Source organism: Leadbetterella byssophila DSM 17132 (assembly GCF_000166395.1).
GTDB lineage: Bacteria > Bacteroidota > Bacteroidia > Cytophagales > Spirosomataceae > Leadbetterella > Leadbetterella byssophila.
The window spans coordinates 2,187,160-2,207,517 of sequence record NC_014655.1 but is presented as its reverse complement, the minus strand read 5'-3'; the positions used below and the strand labels follow the sequence as shown (position 1 = coordinate 2,207,517).

At 40.9% G+C, this 20,358-nt stretch carries 17 protein-coding genes; 13 read left to right on the top strand and 4 right to left on the bottom strand.

The genetic code is table 11. The features are described from left to right. Positions 1-115 precede the first annotated feature (115 nt). The 4 genes from LBYS_RS10260 to tpiA are packed head-to-tail and all read left to right on the top strand — an operon-like array spanning position 116 to position 4,787. Positions 116-1,621, top strand: coding sequence for a DUF1800 domain-containing protein (locus LBYS_RS10260; RefSeq protein ID WP_013408808.1), 1,506 nt, complete (start codon positions 116-118; stop codon positions 1,619-1,621). Then, positions 1,618-3,246, top strand: coding sequence for a DUF1501 domain-containing protein (locus tag LBYS_RS10255; protein WP_013408807.1), 1,629 nt, complete (start codon positions 1,618-1,620; stop codon positions 3,244-3,246). The genes LBYS_RS10260 and LBYS_RS10255 overlap by 4 nt, the downstream gene beginning before the upstream one ends. A gap of 54 nt (positions 3,247-3,300) precedes the next feature. Further along, entirely contained in the window at positions 3,301-4,023 is a 723-nt protein-coding gene (locus LBYS_RS10250) for a YebC/PmpR family DNA-binding transcriptional regulator (protein ID WP_013408806.1), read from the top strand. Beyond that, the gene (gene tpiA, locus LBYS_RS10245) at positions 4,020-4,787 is read left to right on the top strand and encodes a triose-phosphate isomerase (RefSeq protein ID WP_013408805.1); all 768 of its coding nucleotides are present in this window, start codon (positions 4,020-4,022) and stop codon (positions 4,785-4,787) included. Before LBYS_RS10250 ends, tpiA begins: the two co-directional genes overlap by 4 nt. A gap of 301 nt (positions 4,788-5,088) precedes the next feature. On the opposite strand, the gene LBYS_RS10240 is transcribed toward tpiA, so the two are convergent. After that, positions 5,089-5,403: a hypothetical protein gene (locus LBYS_RS10240; RefSeq protein ID WP_041823591.1), complete on the bottom strand. Its 315-nt coding sequence runs from the start codon at positions 5,401-5,403 to the stop codon at positions 5,089-5,091. A gap of 52 nt (positions 5,404-5,455) precedes the next feature. Between LBYS_RS10240 and LBYS_RS10235 the strand changes: the two genes are divergently transcribed. Further along, entirely contained in the window at positions 5,456-6,238 is a 783-nt protein-coding gene (locus LBYS_RS10235) for an L-fucose dehydrogenase (RefSeq protein WP_013408803.1), read from the top strand. Here LBYS_RS10235 and recF read toward each other — a convergent pair. Beyond that, positions 6,233-7,297, bottom strand: coding sequence for a DNA replication/repair protein RecF (gene recF / locus LBYS_RS10230; RefSeq protein WP_013408802.1), 1,065 nt, complete (start codon positions 7,295-7,297; stop codon positions 6,233-6,235). The two genes, LBYS_RS10235 and recF, sit on opposite strands and share 6 nt — an antisense overlap. A 120-nt stretch (positions 7,298-7,417) precedes the next feature. Between recF and pdhA the strand changes: the two genes are divergently transcribed. The 7 genes from pdhA (at position 7,418) to LBYS_RS10195 (ending at position 14,693) form a co-directional block, all read left to right on the top strand. Next, a complete protein-coding gene (gene pdhA / locus LBYS_RS10225; protein ID WP_013408801.1) occupies positions 7,418-8,434 on the top strand; it encodes a pyruvate dehydrogenase (acetyl-transferring) E1 component subunit alpha in 1,017 nt (338 codons plus the stop codon). A gap of 132 nt (positions 8,435-8,566) precedes the next feature. Then, positions 8,567-9,265, top strand: a complete 699-nt coding sequence (locus LBYS_RS10220) for a tetratricopeptide repeat protein (protein WP_013408800.1) — start codon at positions 8,567-8,569, stop codon at positions 9,263-9,265. A 66-nt stretch (positions 9,266-9,331) separates the two neighbouring features. Continuing rightward, positions 9,332-9,811 (top strand): 6,7-dimethyl-8-ribityllumazine synthase, encoded by a 480-nt coding sequence (gene ribH / locus LBYS_RS10215; RefSeq protein WP_013408799.1) that lies wholly within the window; start codon positions 9,332-9,334, stop codon positions 9,809-9,811. A gap of 8 nt (positions 9,812-9,819) precedes the next feature. Then, positions 9,820-11,154, top strand: coding sequence for an aspartate kinase (locus LBYS_RS10210; RefSeq protein ID WP_013408798.1), 1,335 nt, complete (start codon positions 9,820-9,822; stop codon positions 11,152-11,154). A 4-nt stretch (positions 11,155-11,158) separates the two neighbouring features. Further along, positions 11,159-12,430: a serine--tRNA ligase gene (gene serS / locus LBYS_RS10205; RefSeq protein WP_013408797.1), complete on the top strand. Its 1,272-nt coding sequence runs from the start codon at positions 11,159-11,161 to the stop codon at positions 12,428-12,430. Between the two features lie 147 nt (positions 12,431-12,577). After that, positions 12,578-13,960 carry a sensor histidine kinase gene (locus LBYS_RS10200; protein WP_013408795.1) on the top strand — a complete coding sequence of 461 codons (1,383 nt, stop codon included), beginning with the start codon at positions 12,578-12,580 and terminating at the stop codon, positions 13,958-13,960. Positions 13,961-13,967: 7 nt separating this feature from the next. Then, positions 13,968-14,693, top strand: a complete 726-nt coding sequence (locus LBYS_RS10195) for a response regulator transcription factor (protein WP_013408794.1) — start codon at positions 13,968-13,970, stop codon at positions 14,691-14,693. Between the two features lie 4 nt (positions 14,694-14,697). Here the strand turns inward: LBYS_RS10195 and LBYS_RS10190 are convergent, their stop codons facing one another. Both LBYS_RS10190 and LBYS_RS10185 read right to left on the bottom strand, forming a co-directional pair. Beyond that, complete coding sequence (locus LBYS_RS10190; RefSeq protein WP_013408793.1) at positions 14,698-16,314, bottom strand: RagB/SusD family nutrient uptake outer membrane protein; 1,617 nt, start codon at positions 16,312-16,314, stop codon at positions 14,698-14,700. A 12-nt stretch (positions 16,315-16,326) separates the two neighbouring features. After that, positions 16,327-19,281: a SusC/RagA family TonB-linked outer membrane protein gene (locus tag LBYS_RS10185; RefSeq protein WP_013408792.1), complete on the bottom strand. Its 2,955-nt coding sequence runs from the start codon at positions 19,279-19,281 to the stop codon at positions 16,327-16,329. 290 nt (positions 19,282-19,571) lie between these two features. Between LBYS_RS10185 and LBYS_RS10180 the strand changes: the two genes are divergently transcribed. Next, the gene (locus tag LBYS_RS10180) at positions 19,572-20,351 is read left to right on the top strand and encodes a succinate dehydrogenase cytochrome b subunit (RefSeq protein ID WP_013408791.1); all 780 of its coding nucleotides are present in this window, start codon (positions 19,572-19,574) and stop codon (positions 20,349-20,351) included. Positions 20,352-20,358: the final 7 nt, after the last annotated feature.

Below are 20,358 nucleotides of genomic sequence, written 5' to 3'. Positions count from 1 at the left end.
TTTGTATAGGTGATACAAGGTTGAGAACTAGTGTTTAGAAGTTTTCACCGCATTTTTCTGGGTTTTTACTTCTTTATTTATTAATTTTCAGAGGTATAGCAAATTTTCTAAAAAAATGGCTGTGGTTTCGAGAAGAGGATTTTTAGGTCTACACAGAGCAGAGGTTAAAGCAGGATTGGAAGAGCATACCTCTCCTTTGACTCGCATGGAAGTTCGGCATCTCCTTCAGAGGTGCTGTTTTGCACTTTCTCCTAATGTCATTGATAAGTACGTAGGTAAAACGGCAAGGGAGGTTGTGGACGGCTTGTTTGCGAACGGAAATACTTCTCCCGCTCCCCCCTCATTTGTGAATGATCAGATTCGGGACCCGGATAAGCTTTCAGGCTCCGCGAAAGATGCAGAAGCAAATAAATTGAATCTGCATTATGGAGATTACAACTGGGATCTGGGCGGATGGTGGGTAACCCAAATGAAAAACGACAAAGAGAGCATAGTTGAAAAGATGACTTTCTTTTGGCATGGGCACCTTACTACTCAATATGCCAACTGTGTAAATATTCCCGTCATTCCTATGTACTTGCAGAATGATCTATTCCGCAAGAATTTTGCCGGGAATTTCTATACCTTGTTAGAGAAAATCTGCATAGATGGCGCTATGCTGGTATATCTTAACGGAGGAGAAAACGTAGCGGAGGCTCCCAATGAAAACTTTGCCAGGGAATTATTAGAGCTGTATTCTTTAGGTGTAGGTAACTATACAGAAGCAGATATCAAAGAAGCTGCAAAGATCTTAACCGGCTGGAAGATCAAATATTTTTCTGACGAATCTCTTACTCCAAATAGGGGGTATTTTAATCCGAACGACTTCGACAAGAATACCAAACGTTTCTTCGATGAAACCTTCCAGGTGAATTATGAAGTAACTCAGGAAAATGTCTTTAATAATTCCGTAAGAAGACTGATCCAGGTTATTCTGAATAAAAAAGGGGACATTGCCGCGAAGTTTATGATGTCTAAGTTCTACAAGTATTTTGTATACGCAAATCCCAATGCTCAGGACGAGAAGATCATCAATGAATTAGCAGCCCAATTAAGACAAGAGAAATTCGAATTCCAACCTGTCTTAAAAACCTTACTGAGAAGTAAACATTTCTTTGCACCGGAAAATATTGGCATTCAATTAAAATCTCCAGCTGAGACTATAGTTAATATGGTAGCTCATCTGAAGTTTGTAGATAAGTATGCCCGAAATATCATGTCAGAATTAGGTTTAGAATTGTTTAATCCTCCTAATGTGAGCGGATGGAAAGGGTATAGAAGTTGGGTATCCACCAAAAGTTTACCTACTACTATATATTATATACATGAGATCTTTTCCTATAATTCTGCTAACGACTTTGCTAACTGGGCGGAAACCATGGATAATTCAGGGGATAGAGAAAGGCTCACTAGTAGAATCTTGGAGACTTTCTTTGGTAGGCCCGTGACAGGGGAAAGGTTTAAGGGATTTGTTGATATTTTAGGTGCCGACTGGTCCGGAATCAATAAGACGGAAGCCGGAAATAGAATCAAGAAACTGTTGGAAAATGTGATCAAGGCTCCTGAATTTTATTTGTCATGAAGAGAAGAGGTTTTATAAAGAATTCCACATTAGGATTAGGGGTAGTGTCCAGCATGAAGTTGGACAAAATGGATCTAAGTGCCTTTCAACCGGCCTCCTACGTCAATGAGAATGATAATATTGTGGTAGTAGTGCAGCTCTTCGGAGGAAATGATGGGATGAATACCATCACTCCGTACGAGTGGGACATGTACTATAATCAATTCCGCCCTACCTTACATATTCCACAGAAATCCGTTACGATAATCAGTAAAGAACAAGGTATGGCCATGCATCCTAGTCTCAGTCAGGGAGTGAAAGGAGGCATGCTGGGTCTGTTTCAAGAAGGAAAATTAGGAGTGCTGAGTGGCTTAGGCTATCCCAATCCGGATTTCTCTCATTTTAGGTCTACTGATATATGGTTAAGTGGAATAGTACCTTCCAGTACTTCTCAGCCTCTTCCTACCGGTTGGCTGGGCAGATATTTTGATACCTATGCGGGCGCTGATAAACCTGAAAGTCCTTATTGTATACAGATAGGGAAAACCCCTTCTTTGATGTTCCTGGGAGAAACAGGTGAAAAATCTATAGTCCTTGAAAGTGCTGATGATATGTATCTCCAGGGGCAAATGGTGGGAGGTGATAAGATTGATATAGAAGCAGAAGGTTTCTTTAAGCAGGAATTTGACTATGTTAATAACGTTGGGGTAGAAGTAAGAGAGTACTCCCAAGTGATCAAAAGAGCGTATGATTCCGGAAAGAATATGGAATCTTATACCAATAATACTTTATCTCAACAATTGAAATTAGTAGCCCGATTAATAGATGGGGGGCTGAAGACGAAGGTCTATTTCGTAGAGCAAACCGGATATGATACTCATGCAAACCAGGGTGGCCTTGACGGAACACATTCCAAATTGCTGAAGGAATTATCAGAAGCTATTTCTTCTTTCCAGTCGGATATAGAAAAATTAGGTCATGACAAAAAGGTAGTAGGTATCACGGCCTCGGAATTCGGAAGAAGGCCGTATGAAAACGGTAGCGCAGGTACAGATCATGGAACCTCTAGCATCATGTTCAGTTTTGGGTCTGCAGTGAGAGGGGAGATTATAGGGGGTTACTTTGGATATTATCCTTTATATGATGGATTTAATCATACTTATGCTACAGATTTCAGGAGTATATACTATGAAATTGTGACCAATTGGTTCGGGCAGTCGCATGATTTTGCCGAGAGGATCTTTGGACAGAAATTTAACTATATAAATGAAACAGGCTTTTTGAAGAGTACCCAAAAAGATCCCACTCTCCCTAAGCCACCGGATCCACCTGTGGTGATCATAGATCCTGAGACCGGTCAACCCTCAGTAGGCGAAAAACCCAGTTTGGAGAGAGATAAATTCATGATCTTCCCTAACCCTGTAGTACAGGACTGGACATATTTGAGAATGAATCTGCATTACCAGGCGAAGGTCACTGTGACCCTAGTCACTCTGGAAGGGAAAGAAGTGGCACAGTTAATGACGGGAGAATACAGGCCGGCCCAACATGACGTAATTCTTCAGGTTAATGTGCCTCCGGGGACGTATTTGGTAAGGATAAGAGTAGGGAAGGTAACTTACGGGGTTAAAATGGTCAAGCTATAAGCATTATCCTAAACAGATTTTCTTTAATTTTGCGACTTCAAATCATTTAACTCTATGGGAAGAGCGTTTGAGTTTAGAAAAGCTCGTAAAATGAAGCGTTGGTCTTCAATGGCGAAGACCTTTACACGTATTGGTAAAGACATCGTAATGGCCGTTAAATCCGGCGGTCCTGATCCTACTACAAACTCTCGTTTAAGGGCGGTTATTCAAAACGCGAAAGCGGCTAACATGCCGAAAGTAAATGTAGATAATGCCATTAAAAGAGCATCTTCTAAAGATCAGGATGATTACAAAGAGATCGTATTAGAAGGATATGGCTTACATGGAGTTGCCGTACTAGTGGAATGTACTACAGATAATAATAATCGTACGGTAGCAAACGTAAGAAGTTATTTTAACAAGACCGGTGGTAACTTGGGTACAAACGGTATGTTAGATTTCATCTTTGAACGTAAATGTATCTTTAGAATCGCAGCTGCTCCAAGCATTGACATGGAAGATTTAGAGTTAGATCTGATTGATTTCGGAGTAGATGATGTTTTCTTAGATGAAGAAACACAGCAGATCAACATCTACGGTGAGTTCACGGCTTACGGTGCAGTTCAGAAATACTTGGAAGAAAAAGGATATGAATTGTTGCATGCCGACTTTGAACGTATCCCAACAGATACCAAGAAGCTAACTGAGGAGCAAGCCGCGGATATTGAGAAGCTTTTAGATAAATTAGAAGAAGATGACGATGTACAGAACGTATATCATAACATGGTAATCGAATGAGAAAAAAATACGCAGCCGGAAACTGGAAAATGAACAAGACTTTTGAAGAGGGTCAAATTCTCCTTTCAGAAGTCGTAAACATGGTAAAAGATGAGTTGACTCATCCCAATGTACAAGTGGTTTTAGGGGTTCCATTTCCTTACTTGAGTACGTTTTCTAAGTTGGTTGACACCCCCAAAGTGGCCTTGGCTGCTCAGAACTGTTACCCTAAAGCATCCGGTGCATATACCGGAGAGGTATCCGTTCCCATGTTAAAATCTGTAGGTGTAAAGTATGTGATCATTGGACACTCGGAAAGACGGGAATACTTTGCCGAATCAGATGCCTTTATTGCGGAGAAAGTGGATGCTATATTGGCGGAAGGTTTGACTCCAATTTTTTGTTGTGGAGAAACCTTAAGTCAGAGGGAAGCGGGAATTCATTTTGACTTTGTTAAGGGTCAGTTGACGAATAGTTTGTTTCATCTATCTGAGGAGGCTATTCAACAGGTGGTGATCGCCTATGAACCCATCTGGGCTATTGGTACAGGTGTGACGGCAAGTTCTGATCAGGCTCAGGAGATGCACAAGGTTTTAAGAGATCATTTGGCTTCAAAATACGGAGCTGCAGTGGCAGAAGAAATTTCTATCCTTTATGGGGGTAGTGTGAATGCTGGTAATGCAGAAGAATTATTCAGTCAGCCGGACGTAGACGGTGGGCTTGTAGGTGGGGCGTCTTTGAAATCTCGTGATTTTACAGATATATCAAAGTCCTTCCCGGCATAAAAAAATAAGCTTCAAAGTAAGGGTGAATCCGCAAGGGTTCACCCTCTTTATTTTCTTATAATATAATATACATTTGTATAATTCCCAAGTTTTTGGAAAACATTTTTTTTAAATTGTACTTTTTAAAGAATTTCGCAAAATAGTATGCACGAATACTGCCACCGAAATCGATTGCCCTTTAAATTTGCATTGTGATTGAGAGACAGATAGAAGCGTAAGAAAATCATAGTTGTGTGAATATGTTTTTTATTTAAGGTTGAATAGATTTTTAAAAACAGCATCATTTTGAATGCTGTTTTTTTTATACTTTTTCTATATGACGTAGGTCCACTACCATGTCACTATCACCTTCAAAGAAGTTTCCGTCGAATTTGATTTTTATATCTTTCTGATACGCTGTATCCAGTTTACAGGGAAGGGCTTTGGTATCAAATTTCAATCTGCTTTCCGGGCTAAACCACAGGTAATGTTTTTTGGACAAAGTATCCCATTTGATCTCCCCCGGTTCATTTCTTAATTCCATTATAAATTCTCCGGCGCCCGCACAGGGAGAGGTAGGAGGTTCACATGAGGTGTACAAGAAGCACAAGAAAAGTAAAGCCTTCGGTTTCATCATGCTGCGAATTTAGAGATTTATTCTAATTTTGTTTAGAACTATCTGCAAGCGCATGAATTTAAAACTGAACGAAAAGGTCATTCTGGTTTCTGGTGGAGCCAAAGGTATAGGAGAGGGTATAGTGAACCAATTGAGTATTGAAGGTGCTATTCCCGTGATTATTGGAAGAAATAAACAAGATAATGAACTGGCGCTGGAAAAGATTCAGGCAGCCGGAGGATTTGGAATGACCATAGAAGCAGAACTTTCTGTGCCTGAAGAATGTGAAAAGGCGGTGCGAATGGCAGTGGAACGTTTTGGTAGAATTGATGGTCTGGTGAATAATGCAGGGGTAAATGACGGAGTAGGGTTAGAAAAGGGAGATTATGCTGCCTTTATGGCATCCTTGCACAGAAATGTGGTTCACTATTATTTATTGGCCCATCATGCCCTTCCGGAATTGATCAAAACGAAGGGTCCAATATTAAATATTACTTCCAAAACGGCGGAGACCGGACAGGGGGGTACTTCAGGGTATGCTGCGGCGAACGGTGCCAGGAATGCCTTGACTAGGGAATGGGCAGTGGAACTATTGAAATATGGTATAAGAGTAAATGCTATTGTAGTAGCCGAGTGTTACACTCCTTTGTATGATAAATGGATTAAGACCTTGCCGAATCCGGAAGAGACTTTGAAGTCCATTGAAGAGAAGATACCATTGGGTAAGCGAATGACTACCATAGAGGAAATTGCTAATATGGCCGTGTTCTTATTGTCATCCAGGTCTAGTCATACTACTGGCCAGCTGATCCATGTAGACGGGGGGTATGTACATTTAGATAGGGCTCTTTTATAAGGATATCAGATTAACCTCAGTATGAGACAGGAGTTCGGCTGTACGTTCTGGTCGTGCGTCCGTTAAGAAGATCTGTCCAAATGCTCCGGAGTTCATCATTTCTATGAGTCGGAGTATTCTTCTGTCGTCAAGTTTATCGAAAATATCATCTAAAAGGAGGATAGGCTTGGTTTCTTTTTCTAGTTCCAAACATTGGAATTGGGCTAGTTTGATGGCCATTACGAAACTTTTCCTTTGTCCTTGAGAGCCAAATTTTTTCACAAGTACTCCATCCATAAGGAAGAGAAAGTCGTCCTTATGTACTCCCATTGTAGTTCTTTGGGCAGAGAGGTCTCTGTTTAAGTTCTTTTGGAACTGTTCTTCAAAATTTTCTTCCCACAGGTCTGAGCTATACTGGATTTCTACTTGTTCTCTGCCTTCAGAAAGATGTACGTATTGGTCTTTGAATAAGGGGGAGAAGGATTCTATAAAAGATTTCCTCTTTTCAAAGATGGCTTTGCCTAACACGAGAAGAGATTCAGTATATATAGAAAGAAGGTCTTTGTCTACATAATTCTGTTCTGCAAACTGTTTAAGCAGGCTGTTTCTTTGATCAAGGGTCTTATTGTACTTAAGATACGTTTGTAAATACTCCGGATCCACCTGAGACAGGATGCCATCAAAAAGTTTTCTTCGGGTTTCAGCTCCGTCCCGGATATAGTCGGTATCATTTGGTGCCAAAAGTACCACCGGGTATTTCCCTATATGGTCCGAAAGTTTTTCATACACTTTATGATTCGAGGTGACGGTTTTCTTACCATTCCTTAAGAGGTGAATGCCTATGATGTTTTGGTTAGAAAAGGCCCCTTCTAAGCTAGAAAAGTCTTCTTCAAAGCGGATACTGAGGGAGTCCTGGGTCTGTATAGAGCTTTTTGACAATGCCAAAAAGTAGACTGCATCCAGAAGATTAGTTTTCCCACTTCCGTTCTTTCCCACTATGCAATTCAGGGTAGGAGAGAACGTGAAAAAGCGTTCCTCATAGTTCCTAAAGTTATAGAGGCGAAGATTTTGGAGATACATAGGCCACAAAGTTCCGAAACAAATGCGAATACTTCATTCCGGAGAGAGGAGAAATTCAAAATTGCATTTTTTTATACAGTGTATTTACGTATTTTTGTGCCTCAATATTTTAAGCGAGGTATGGCAGCAAAAAGCAAAGGAGCATCAAAAGTAAAATACTCCAAGGAACAATATCTATACTGGTATGACTCCATGGTACTTCAGCGCAAGTTTGAAGAGAAGGCGGGGCAGTTGTACGGACAGCAAAAAATCAGAGGATTTTGTCACTTGTACATTGGGCAAGAAGCCTGTTCTTCAGGATCAGTGTCTGCGCTGAAGAAAGGAGATAAATACATCACCGCCTATAGGGATCACGGCCATCCATTGGCTTTAGGAACAGATCCTGGAAAGATCATGGCGGAACTATATGGAAAGGTTACCGGTACTACCAAAGGAAAGGGTGGTTCCATGCACATTTTTGATAAAGAAGTAGGTTTTATGGGTGGTCACGGTATCGTGGGTGCGCAGATTCCTATGGGTGCAGGTATAGGTTTTGCTGAGAAGTATTTAGGAACTGATAATGTATGTATCTGTTATTTCGGTGACGGTGCTATACGTCAGGGTGCTTTCCATGAAGCTTTAAACATGGCTATGACCTGGAAGATCCCTACTATTTTCGTAGTAGAGAATAATGGTTATGCTATGGGTACTTCTGTAGCTAGAACTTCAAATGTAAGAGAACTATATACTTTAGGAGAAGCTTACGATATACCTTCTGAAGCTGTAGATGCTATGGACGTGGAGATTGTTCACGAAGCGGTTTCACGTGCAGCTGAAAGAGCTAGAAAAGGGGAAGGACCATCTTTCTTAGAATTTAAAACTTACCGTTATAGAGGTCACTCTATGTCTGACCCACAAAAATACCGTACGAAAGAGGAGGTAGCAGAGTGGAAACAAAGAGACCCTATCGAATTGATCAAGGATAGAATCTTGACTAACGGTATAGCTACTCAAGAAGAATTAGATGCTATTGACGAAAAGGTGAAAAAGCAAGTAGATGAGGCCGTTAAGTTTGCGGAAGAGTCTCCATGGCCAAAACCGGAAGAAGCATTTGAAGATATTTATGTTCAATCGGATTATCCTTTCTTGAAAGAATAGTAAGGAATGGCTTGTTAGCCAGATGCCAAACTTTCGAAAATGACGAAGGTTTGGCATTTTTTTTTGCCTAAGTAGCAGAAATTTAAAGGGAATTGATATATTTGCACTCCAAAATTTTGACACCAAATTAAAATGGCAAAAACAGAAAAATCGGGGATTGAAATCATAGAAGATGCAGAAACCCTGAAGAAAGAAGTATATAAGGTGGAAAACTTCTTCGAAAAGAATCAAAAGGGAATGATCGCTGCCGGTGTGGCTATTTTAGCCGTAGTTGGAGGATTCCTTGGATATAATTATTGGAACAAAAACCAAGAAAAAGAAGCGCAAGCAGCTTTATATGATGCCGTATATTCTTTCGAAGCTGACTCCACAGCCCAAGCATTGAAAGGACAAGGCGGAAATGAAGGTTTACTTTCTGTAGCAGATAACTATAGTACTACGAAAGCAGGTAATCTGGCTAATCTTTACGCCGGTATAGCTTTAATGAAAGAAGGTAAATATACTGAAGCTATTGAGCGCCTTGATAAGTTTTCTGCTAACGATGATGTATTGCAACCTCGTGCTTATACCTTAATCGGAGATAGCTACCTAGAGCTAGGAAAAGCGGAAGATGCTATAAAATATTACAAAAAGGCTGCCGACTATAAGCCTAATAAATATGCTACGCCTGGTTATATGATGAAGTTAGCTTTAGCTTACCAAGAGGCTAAGAAGACTTCTGAGGCTGTTCAAGTATATTCTTCTTTGATAGAAAAGTATCCTGCCGCTATAGAAACGGTACAGGCGAAGAAGTATAAATCGAAACTTGAAACAGAACTTGGCGGAAACTAAGATCGAATTATTGATTTCATCGAAGGGATAAGCCAAGTGTTTATCCCTTTTTTATTCCAATTCATTATGTCATCTGCAGATAAAAACCTTAGTATATTTTCCACCGCTAATTTACCTGACGTTTCGGAGAAACGTTTTGCAGTCTTAGTGGCGGAATGGAACGAAGACATCACGGAAGCCTTAGGCAAGGGGGCTATTGAAACCCTGCTAAAGCACGGTGTAAAGGAAGAAAATATAATCAAGCGCCATGTTCCGGGAAGTTATGAGCTTAGCTTCGGAGCGCAAGTCATGGCGCAAAGAGAAGATATAGATGCTGTCATCGCCATAGGATGTGTAATCCAAGGAGAAACACGTCACAATGACTATATTAATAATGCTGTAGCTCAAGGATTGACAGATGTAGCATTAAAATACAATAAACCCGTTATTTTTGGGGTATTGACACCGAATACTCATCAGCAGGCTTTGGACAGAGCCGGTGGGATCCACGGTAACAAAGGGGACGAGGCCGCCATTACGGCCATCAAGATGTTAGGTTTAAAATAATTAGAACTATGCAAGTTTGGAAGTTTGGAGGCACTTCGGTAGGTAAGCCGGAAAGAATGAAATCCATAAGGGATCTTGTTACCGCAGATCCAGGTAGAAAGATTGTAGTACTTTCTGCGCTTTCGGGCAGTACTAATGCCCTTTTAGAAATAGGTTCAGCCCTGAAAGAAGGGGATACCTCAAGAGCTAATCAACTGATAGATGAATTAAGAGCACATTACAGTGCCTTCGTAGATGATCTTTTTGAGACTCCTAAAGGTTTAGATCGTGGCCAACAGATCATCAGCACCGAATTTAATGTTATAGCGAATCTAGCTACGTATCAACCATTCACTATCAAGCAGGATAAAGAATTAGTAGCAGAAGGTGAGATTCTATCTACTCAATTATTCACAGCCTATATGATGGAGAAGGGGGATAGCGTAACCCTGATCCATGCCCTTGACTTCATGAAGATTGATGAGGATGGAGAGCCGGTATTTGATGAAATTGAAAGCGGGCTGAAAAAGATATTAGAAGAGAAAGCTACTGCTCAGATCATAGTAACCCAAGGCTTCATTTGTAGAAACCCTGAAGGAAATATTGATAACCTGAAGAGAGGAGGATCTGACTATACGGCGTCCCTACTTGGAGGAGCTATAACGGCAGAGGAGATTCAGATTTGGACAGATATTGATGGCATGCACAATAATGATCCAAGGGTAGTAAAAAGAACCTTCCCGGTTCGAAATCTGACTTTTGAAGAAGCCGCTGAACTGGCTTATTTCGGGGCAAAGATCCTTCACCCCAGCACCATTACACCGGCTAAACTAAGAGGAGTGCCGGTTCGTTTGAAGAATACCATGGAACCTAGTGCTGTGGGCACTTTGATTTCAGCTAATACCTCTGCAGGAACAGAAATTACGGCTATTGCTGCTAAAGACAACATCACCGCTATTTACATTCACTCTACACGTATGCTGAATGCGTATGGCTTCCTGAAAAAGGTGTTTGATATCTTTGAAAAGTATAAAACTCCGGTTGACATGATTACTACTTCTGAAGTATCTGTAGCCGTGACCATTGATAATTCAGAACATTTGGAATCCATTTCTGCTGAATTAAGTCAATTTGCGGAATTAGAAGAGCATGACAGAAACCAGACCATCATCTGTGTGGTAGGTCAGTTCTTTGCAGATAAATCCGGTATAGCTATCCGTATTCTGGAAGCATTGAGAGATATTCCTGTAAGAATGATTTCTTATGGAGCTTCAGAGCATAATGTTTCTATCTTAGTAGATACAAAACATAAGAATATGGCTTTGGAAGCCTTGAATGAAGGGCTATTTACCTTTGAAGATTAAGTTTATGTTACAGATCAATTATATAAAAGATAATCTGGAAAGAACCATAGCAGGTTTGAAGAAGAAACACTTCAAAGATGCAGAGTTGGTGGTCCAGCAAGCCTTAGACGTGGATTCCCAAAGAAAGGATATTCAGGTGCGTCTAGATAATACTTTAGCGCAGGCCAATGGTTTGGCTAAAGAGATTGGGGGGCTGATGAAAGCCGGTCAAAAGGAAGAAGCTGAAAAGCTAAAGGCTCAAACTGCGGAATTGAAAGAGGTTTCTAAAGATTTAGAAGCAGCGCTTAAGAAGGCTGAAGATACGCTTCAGGAAATCTTGGTTACTCTTCCTAACCTTCCGCATGAATCCGTTCCGGAAGGCCGTACTGCAGAAGATAACCTAGAAGTAGAGAAAGGAGGTACTGTGCCAGAACTTTCAGCTGATGCTTTACCTCACTGGGATCTGATAAAGAAATATGATATCATAGATTTTGAATTAGGTAACAAAGTTAGTGGAGCCGGTTTCCCTTTCTACAAAGGTAAAGGGGCTAAGATTCAACGTGCTTTGATCAACTTCTTCTTAAATGAAGCAGAGAAGGCGGGGTACTTTGAAGTCCAACCGCCAATAGTCATCAATGCAGCATCCGGTTTTGGAACGGGTCAATTACCTGACAAGGAAGGTCAGATGTATCATGCTACGGCTGATGATTTATACCTGATCCCTACGGCTGAGGTACCGGTTACTAACATGTACAGAGATGTAATCCTCTCTGAAAATGAGCTTCCAAAGAAAAACGTTGCCTATACTCCTTGCTTTAGAAGAGAGGCAGGAAGCTGGGGTGCTCATGTACGCGGTTTGAACCGTCTTCATCAGTTTGATAAAGTGGAAATCGTTCAAATTACCACTCCTGAGAAATCTTATGATGCTTTAGAAGAGATGCTAAATCATGTAAGAGGTCTATTGGAAAAGCTGCAATTGCCTTATAGAATCTTGAAATTATGTGGTGGAGACATGAGCTTTACTTCTGCCTTAACGTATGATTTCGAAGTGTATTCTGCAGCCCAACAACGTTGGCTCGAAGTGAGTTCTGTGTCTAACTTCGAGACTTATCAAGCAAATAGATTGAAGTTGAGGTATAAGGTGGATGGCAAATCCCAGTTGCTACATACTCTTAACGGTTCAGCATTAGCGTTGCCAAGGATATTGGCCGCTATTTTGGAAAATAACCAAAGTCCTTCAGGAATAAAGGTGCCGGAAGTTTTACAAGCTTTCTGCGGTTTTGACAAGATAGATTAAGGAATGGAGCCGAGTAAAAAAGGTAGATGAGTGGTCTGAGAATTGAATATTTAGACACCCTGCCTGTAGGGGGTACGAATAAAAATAACAAAAAACATGAGAGGTTGACCTTTTTGGACAGCCTCGTTTTTTTATATTGCCTATCAGATGAATAATCGATATAAATTGGTAGGTATTCTAAGCTTAGTGCTGCTGTTCCTTACGCAGTGCTATATGACCTATTATACCTATGCCTGGAAGGAACACGATTATTTTGCTGCCTTAAGACCATTAGTGGGAAATGCTTACCTCAGCAGTCTAAAAGGGGACCTAATTTATCCGGGCGGGGCTGAAGTTATTCATGAATTTTCAGATAAGCATTACACAAAACTCAGAGATCTGTATCACGAGGATACTGTAGCCTTCCGTGCGTATGCCAAAAGGGTTACGGATTCCCTTTTCTTTACTTTAAAAGAAGAAAGTACTCTGGATTCTTTCATGCAGGAAATCATGAGTGAAAACATGTCTGATTCTACCGCTCAGTACAGGGTGTCAGTTAGTGATTTTTACATCAAGGTTGACGGTAAGGACATCATTTTATATTCAGAACCGGATTATACGCAAGGTATACGCATAGGCGGGGATCTGGAAGATTGTAATGAAGCAAATAGATTTACCACTATTCTTGTAGATAATATAGACCAATGCTCCTGCACGGTAAGATTTTCACTATGGGTAGATTCTCCAGCCAGAAAGCAAGAGATCTTAAAAGATATCTTACCTATACTCTTTCTTTCCCTCTTCTGTATTGGAGTGACTGTTTTATTGTTCCTAATGACCTATAGGAACTGGGCTAGGCAAAAGAAACTAGCAGAAAGGAAACAAGACTTTGTTAACAGCATCACACACGAATTAAATACCCCTCTAACCACCATCATTGTGGCGAATAGGAATTTGCAGAATCCGAATATAGGAGCAGATATCCAACAGGTAAATATGCTCTCGGAGATCATAGAAAGAAATGCCCAATGGTTAAAAAGTCTATTTACTAGGGTTTTGCAAAGTGAAGCTATATCATCTTCTTCTTTGCATCTGAGATCCTACTCCCTAGTACAAGTGTTAGAGCAGATATTGAAAGATTTTGAATTGATGATTCATGATAGAATCCAATTTAAATTAACTACTTTTGGAGAAGAAAGGACGGTGTTACTGGATAAGTTCTGGTTTACATCTCTGATTATCAACCTAATAGAAAACGGAATCAAACACAACCACAACGAATTGATCCAAATTCACCTGATAGTCAGGTTTAGCCATGAAAGTGTCCAACTGGAAATTAAAGATAACGGGGTAGGAATGAGGTCCGAAGATATGGACCGAATTTTCGACAAATTTTACCGGAGAAATGACGCCAAAGAAGGTCTGGGCTTGGGTTTGTTTTACGTCAAGCAATGCGTAGATGCCCACGGATGGACCATTCGTGTAGATAGTCAGATGGGTGAAGGTTCCCGCTTTATCATTTCTATGCCGCTCTCAGAGGAACGCAACTAGAAATAATATGAAACCAAAGATTCTTTTTCTCGAAGATTCGGATGATCTGGGTTTGGTGGTGAAGCAGTTATTGGAGATCAACGGATTTGTAGTGGAGCGCTGCACACGTGCCCAGGCCGCTTATGAGTACCTTGCTAAATTTCATGCGGAAATTGATCTGATCGTCATTGATGTAGGTTTGCCCGGCATTGATGGCTTTCAGTTTACAGAGATGCTCCGCCAGCTTAACACTCCCATACCTTTCATTTATTTAACGGCTCGTGCGGAAAAGGACGATAGAATCAGAGGCCTGAAATATGGGGCAAGTGATTATATCACTAAGCCGTTTGATATAGAGGAACTACTTCTCAGAGTTAGGAACATAATACAGTGGCAAAGGCCTAGACGAGATACCGAAACCAAGACCGATGAGTTAGTTCTGGGTGATTTGACCTTTTTTTCCAGAGATTATGCTGTAAGCATTAAAGGAGCTAGTAAGGAAATGCTGACCCGTAGAGAAGCTGAGGTATTGGCTCATTTGATCCGTTTTGCAGATCGTATAGTAAAGAAAGATGAACTACTTCTGGAATATTGGGGAAGCATAGATTATTTCAAGGGCCGAAGTTTGGATACTTATATCGGAAGATTGAAAAAGGTCTTACAGAAATCAGATGTGCTTACAATAGAAAACAGATATGGAGTAGGCTGGGCTTTAACGGTAAAGGCCGGCTCTACTGTAGGGAGCCGGCCTTGAGTATTTAGTAACCCGGATTTTGTTTTAGATTCGGGTTTGCCGCGATTTGAGTATGTGGGATAGCAAAGATCTCTTTGTTAGGATCATTCGTAGGTTTATGATCCCACCATGTACCTTTGGTATACCTTCCATGACGTATAATGTCTGTTCTACGTTTGCCTTCGAAGATGAATTCTCTGCCTTTTTCTGCCAGGAGTTCATCTAAGGTCAAGGTAGTGGTAGTATACTTTTCTTTTTCCCAATCGGCATCTGTAAATGCTCTTTTCTTTGAAGCATTGATCAGATCTACGGCTTCCTGTGTTGCTGCTCCATTGTTCTTACGCATTAAAGCCTCGGCTTTGATGAAGTAGATTTCAGTAAGTCGGTAGATGATGTAATGATTCTCTCTGTAGTTAGGATCACTTAATAGACCGGCTTGGTATTTGTTAAAACGGGCACCTGAGTTTTCCTCTCCTTTGCTCATGTCTCCTTCGCTGGTTAGGTCTCCTTCACTCTCTCTGCGTATGCTGTTTACATACACTAAGGGCTTTCCACTCCACTCTTCAGTACCTAGGACAGGAGTATTTGTTCCATATTTATACTGAGGGCCGAACAGGAACCATTCTTTCTTACGAAGATCATTTTCTTTATAGGCGTCAAATGCAGATGGAATTACTACGAAAGCGTTCCAACCTCCAAAGTCTATATTCAGTACTTCTTTGATATTGTCATATCCCATGTAGAATCCACCCCAGTCGAAAGTGAAACCTCCGCTGCGACTAAACGCGAATTGGAACAGAGCTTCATCAGCATTTTGGTTTCTATTTGAAAATGTATCTTTCAGGTTTGACGCTAACTTAGGAGTTCCGTTTAAGCCACCAGCTTGGCCTGAGATGATCTTATCGCAGGCTTGTATGGCTTGATCCCACATAGGGGTTCCCACAAAATATTCAGCATTTAGATACAATTCCGCTAACATAGCATAACCTGCTGCTGCTGATACCCTTCCTATCAACTGCTTAGAATAAGGTAAAAGATTAGGCACATTTGCCTCTAACTCAGTTTTAATAAAGTTAAATACTTCAGCTCGAGGTTTTGTCTCCGGATTAAGGGGTTCTCCAACTTTTGTAGCGATAGGAATATTTCCCCATAATTCCATCATCTTCATATAGTGAAAGGCACGAAGTACCTTCAATTCAGCGATGATAGCATTTTTCTCGCTGTCAGAGATGCCTAATTTTCCATAATCTAATCCTTCCAGATCTTGTAAGGCGGAGTTGATGAAGCCGACGCCTGTCCAAAGTAGGTTCCAACAAGAGCGCATGCGTCCTTCGTTATCCGTCCAGGTGTGATAGTGTAAACGGAAGTGGTCTCCGCCATCATATCCGTGTCTACCTTTCTGGGGCCAGGCTACTTGGTCAGCAGATAATTCAGCATGGTAGTAGTAACCGCTTTGGCCGGTGGGTGCTAACCATGCCTGCATATGGGTAAAGGGGCGAAGGGCCGCTTGCATAACTTCTACTTTGTTGTTGTAGAAGTTGTTTTTGTTCAATTGACTATACAGGGTCTCATCCAGATCCGTACAGGAAGTGCCCAGTAGGAGAGTAGAGAGGTATAGAAGAGGTTTGAATATTTTTTTCATGATCAGTACACTTTAAAATCCTACGTTTAGTCCTAAGGTCAATGATTTCGTTCTAGGGTAGAATCCTCTACCGTCAACACCCGTAGAGAAACCTGTATCTTCTAGTTCAGGATCTATGCCCGAATAGCCGGTAAAGGTGAGGAGGTTTCTTCCGGTCACGTAAATACGAACGTTACGCACATACTTGTTGGTTTTGATCGGAGCATTATAACCTAAGGTCAAGTTATCCAACTTAACGAAGTCGCCTTTTTCTATGTAATAATCGGAATACTGAGGGTCGTCATTAAGTTTATCATGTGTAGTGATGGCACTCTTCAGCAAGTTATTAGGAAGCCATTTTTTGTTACCAAAGTATAGTTCTTTGGTATTAAGAATGTCAAATCCGAATTTACCTCTGAAGAAGATGCTAAGGTCAAAGTTTTTGTAAATGAAGGTGTTGTTCAAGGCTAGTTGCAACTTAGGCACACCATTACCTATGATGGTTAAATCATCATTATTGATCTGGCTTGCAGGGACTTTGCTACCGTCTGCCTTGTAGAATAACCATTTTCCATCATCAGTAAATCCGGCGAACCTTTTTCCATAGAAGTTACCCACAGCACCACCTTCTTCCAGACGGATGGCATTTCCCAGGTTACCAGGAGATGGCAAACCATAGAATTCAAGGAAGTTGGCCTGGAAGATTTCATTAGATAGTTTCGTGATTTTGTTGTTTTGGGTATTGCCTGTAAAGTCAATATTCCATACAAAGTCTCCTTTACGAAGTGCTTGAGCGGATAATTGTAATTCAACACCGTGGTTTCTGATGGTTCCTACGTTGGTGAAGATACTTCCGGTAACATACGGAGGTTGCTGGGCATTGTAATTATGAAGTAGGTCCTTCGTAGTACGGTTATATACGTCTAAGGAACCGGTGATCACGTTATCCCATAGTCCGAAATCAAGACCTATGTTTATCTCTTGTTTTTGCTCCCATTTCAAATCTGGGTTAGGGTTTCTCCCGGGGCCATAGGTTTGGTAATAAACACCATCCTGAGGATAAACTCCACCTGTTCCTAGGGTTACCACGGATTGATAATTCGGGATACCTTGGTTACCGGTTACCCCGTAACCTACTCTGAGTTTTAGGCTTGAGATGGCATCTATATTCTTGATGAAATCCTCTTCTCCTAATTGCCAGCCCACTGAGAAGGCGGGGAAGTTACCCCATTTATGATTAGCACCGAAACGAGATGATCCTTCTCTACGTAGAATGGCCTGCGCGAAATATTTGTCGGCAAAGGAATAATTGATTCTTCCGAAGAAGGCTACTAAGGTATTATCTTCTTTTCCACTACCCATTCCAGGTCTAGGTAAGGCTGTGTTATTGATAGCACCTCCGGCGCCTAGGTTCCAATCTAAGAAGCCGTCAGTAGTGAAACCGTTATTGTTAACATTGAAGGTTTCGTACGTGTAGTATTGGTAGGAATAACCTGCAAGGGCGGTTAAGGTATGTTTGTCCTGGAAGGATTTGGTGTAATTCAAAGTAGATTCCAGGGTCTTTGTGTACTCCATAAAATTTGATTTGGAGGCGTAAGCCATGCCTCTATAGCTGGAGTTCAAACGCTGATCCCAGTCGCGAGTAGATCTGTAATACCTATCATTATAGGTATTTCTCAAATAGGAAATGAAGGTGTCAAAGTTAAGTCCTTCAATGATTTTAATTCCTAGTTTAGCATCAGCAGAGATGGTTTGCTGATCTCTTTCGTTGATCCTGTTGGCCAGTCGGGACAGAGGGTTATAATTATTAAAGGCCTGAGTCTCTACAAATGATCCGTCTGCATTAACAAGTGGTGCTGTAGGGTTTCTTTGAACGGCTTGTTCAAAGTCTCCATTTTGCCCGCCAAGCAGGTTTGCTTTATTGAAGTTTCCTGCAAGGTTAGCACTGAAGGTAAGGTGATCTTGAAGTCCCACTTGGTTCACGTTTATTCTACCCCCAAACTGTTCTCTGGAGTTTTGTTTAGCTATACCGTAAGCGTCATTGTAATAGATAGCCGCACGGTAATTGCTTTTCTCTGTTCCTCCGGTGGCAGATAAGTTGTGGTATTGGCTAAGATTATTTTTGTTGATCAATTCGTCATACAGGTCTGTAGAAGCACCTAGATCTTCTGAGGAATTGATTAGACCTTTTTTAATCAGGTCACGGAAGTCTGTTGCGGTGAGGTAATCAGGCTTTCTGTCTACATATTCTCTTTGGGCATAGGTAGAATAGTCAAACCGAGAGGCTCCGGATTTCCCTTTTTTTGTAGTGATAAGGATCACACCGGCATTAGCTCTAGTACCATAAATGGCGGCCGCGGATCCATCTTTTAGTACATCAAAGGATTCGATGTCATCCTGTTGGACCAGGTCCAGATTACCTCCGGGAATACCATCAATTACGATAAGGGGGCTTCTGGTACCGTTGATGGATGAAACTCCTCTCATTTGTACGGCAGCACTTGAGTTAGGGTTATTGCCTTGGGTACGGGTGATAACTAGGCCAGCTACTTTTCCCTGGATCAGGTCAAGTGGGGATCTGGTTCCTCCCGGATTAAAATCTTTGGCTTTAACACTGGTTACTGCTGAAGTGATTTCCTTCTTTTTCATGGTTCCATAACCCACCACTACTACTTCGTCCAGGGCTTCTTCGTTAGATTCCAGGCTGACATCAAACTGAGATTGATTTCCAATCCTTACTTCCTTCTTGTGATATCCAATGAAGGAGAAAACCAAGGTTTCACTGCCTTGTGGGACCTGGAGGCTGAAAGTGCCTTCTTCATTGGTTTGGGTGGCTACGGTAGAATTTTTAACGGTGACCGTCACACCTGGAAGGGGAGCATTGTCCCGATCATCTGTAACTTTCCCGCTGATGGTACGATTCTGGGCAGTTACTGCCAGAGAAAGTATACCTAACAGGAAGAGAGTTAGTGTAAATTTCCTTATCATAAATTTAGAAATGGTTGATGGTACTAAGCTAGGGTAAGGAAGGCATTTCAGCACTTGAGATGTTATGGATTGTACATATTTTATATATTATTTGTATATTTTTATAATTTCGATTTAATTTTATTAGAAATTCAGGAGGGGAGTTCTATTTCCTGGGGCATATTAGAAGGGAGCAGAAAAGAAAAGAGTTCGAATTTAGATTGATTCTAAAACAATAATCTGCTAGCTTTGAGGCTCTATAAGTAATTGGATTATTCTAAGTATTTTAGCTCTACTTTAAAACATTCATTATGTCCTGGTTAACCAAAACCCTAACGAGTTCTATCGGTAAAAAGGTACTGATGGCACTTACAGGTTTATTTTTGTGTACCTTCTTAGTAGTACACCTTTCCGGTAACTTACAGCTTTTTAAATGTGATGGAGGATATGCTTTCAACACCTATGCTGTATTTATGACCACCTTTCCTCCCATCAAGGTGATTTCGTATGGGAACTACTTCTTTATTTTATTCCACGCTTTCTGGGGATTGTACATTACTTATAATAACCGTAAGGCTAGGCCTGTAGGTTATGCGGTAACTAAGAATCAATCTTCTCCGTTTAGTCGTAACATGGCTATTTTTGGTACCATTCTATTGGTATACATAGTAGTGCATATGAGTGATTTCTGGTACAAATTCCACTACGAAAATCTACCGTATGTACAGTATACTGAGGAGATCAGTACGGGTAAGGTTGATGCTATGGAAATGCCGGCTGATTACACTCAAGATGTGAAGAAAGTGGAGAAGTTGGATCCTGTAGCAGGTACAAATACTGTTATAGTTAAAGACTTGTACAAAGTGGTTAGTTTTTCTTTCCAGAATTTAGGTCTTGTGATCTTTTATATTTTGGCAATGGTAGCGTTGTCTTTCCACTTGGTGCACGGTTTCCAAAGTGCATTCCAATCCTTAGGTTGGAGACATGCTAAATATACACCGCTGATTAAAGGCATTAGTGTATGGGTGTTTGGTATCCTGATTCCATTGGGTTATGCAGCGATGCCGATTTATTTTTATTTCTTTAAATAATCATTGG